The sequence below is a fragment of the Armatimonas sp. genome (assembly GCF_043760365.1).
GTDB lineage: Bacteria > Armatimonadota > Armatimonadia > Armatimonadales > Armatimonadaceae > Armatimonas.
In genome coordinates this window covers 1-1,586 of sequence record NZ_JAYUPA010000541.1, presented here as the reverse complement: position 1 = coordinate 1,586, position 1,586 = coordinate 1, and the positions used below count along the sequence as shown (strand labels likewise).

The 1,586-nt window shown below is 62.6% G+C and carries 2 protein-coding genes; both read left to right on the top strand.

Features of this window, described 5'->3' with window-relative positions; genetic code table 11:
• On the top strand, positions 1 to 855 hold an 855-nt coding region (locus tag ACH2EH_RS12500; RefSeq protein WP_395142130.1), incomplete at its 5' end, for a hypothetical protein.
• Positions 852 to 1,586: hypothetical protein (locus ACH2EH_RS12495; RefSeq protein WP_395142128.1), on the top strand; the 735-nt coding region annotated here is incomplete at its 3' end. The genes ACH2EH_RS12500 and ACH2EH_RS12495, both read left to right, overlap by 4 nt.

The window sequence follows — 1,586 nt, the reverse complement described above, 5'->3', positions numbered from 1 at the left end:
ACGGAGTACAAGCGAGCCGGGACACCACAGCAGATCGAGCTGGCACTGATGCAGGCTCGCAAGTCAGCCCGTGAGGCTGGGGTGTTGCCGCTGGTCGTAGTGCCCTATCTCTCGGAGGAGCGTTTGCTGGGACTGGAGCGAGAGGGCGTCAGTGGGCTGGATCTCTGCGGCAACGCCGTGCTCACCGTGCCGGGGAGTCTCTATGTCTTTCGTACCGGCTTTCCCAATCGCTTCAAGAGCAATGCGCCCATTAAGAACGTTTTTCGAGGGGCAAGCTCACTGGTGGCGCGGGCGTTTCTGCTTCAGCCCGAGTTTGTCAGCGTCGGGCAGATCGGCGAGGAGATCGTCACTCGCGGTGGGGAGCTCTCGCCGGGGACGGTTTCCAAAGTACTTAAGGAGCTGGAGGCGCAGCTTCTGGTGGGCCGTGCGAGTGGGACGATCCGCCTACTGGAGCCCGAGCGCCTGCTAGAGAAGCTGGAGCGGGAGTTTGCTCAGCCCAAGATCACCGCGCGCTTTCTGGGAAAAGCCGACGTGAGCTTTGAGGCGCTCCAGAGCCGGGGCGTGCCCGTGGTGCGAACAGGAGTGGGCTCGGCGACGCGCTACGCGGCCCTAGCGATGGAGAACACGCTACGGGTCTATACCAGCTCGCTGGAGAGGCTGATGGTAGGGATTGAGGCGACTGAGACTAACCGCTTTCCAAGTCTGGAGGTGCTGGAGACGAGCGACCAGGCCGCTTTCTTCGATGCCCGCGAGGGCTTCGCCTCGCCCCTCCAGACCTATCTGGAGATGCGCGATGGTGACGAGCGGCTGCGGCAGAGTGCAGGTCAAGTGCGCGAGAGGATTCTGGCGAAGTGACCGACCCACTCAGGGCAACTCTACTCGATCTGCTCTACGAGCTGCGCGACGCCGATGTCCCTCTGCTCCTCGGCGGTGGCTACGGGCTGTACCTGAAGCAGGAGGCAACTATGGCAAGGGATGCGCCACGGCTTCTCGACCTCACACCGCCGCTCCGTGCCACCAACGACCTTGACCTCTTCCTTCGCACGGAGCTTATCGCCGACTCGGAGCGCCTGCGGCCTCTGCGGGCGGCGCTGGATCGCTTGGGCTTTACGGTAATTCCCTCGGCGCAGAACTACCAGTTCGCCCGGAAGTTCACGCTGGACGGTATCGTGTGGGACATCAAGGTGGACTTGCTCACGCGCACGCCCGACCCAGCAGTCTACCCACACCTGAAGTTCGATGCACGCCGAGTGAAGCCGCATCCCTCGGTCGGTCTGCACGCGCACCGCACCGACGAAGCCCTTGCCATCGAGGATGGAGCCGAGCTACTTGAACTGACCGGCGAGCGCACGAGCGGCGAGACGTTCACTGGAATGGTCTACCTACCGCCAACCTACGCGTTCCTGATGATGAAGCTCTTCGCGTTGAACGACCAGAAGGACGACGAAATAAAGCGCTACGGCGAGAAGCACGCACTGGATTTGTACACGCTGGTCTCTCTGCTGACCGAGGCAGAGTACAAAGCAACGCTGGCGCTTCGGGATCGCTACCAATCGAGCGCTGAGGCAGAGACCGCCGCCCGCCTA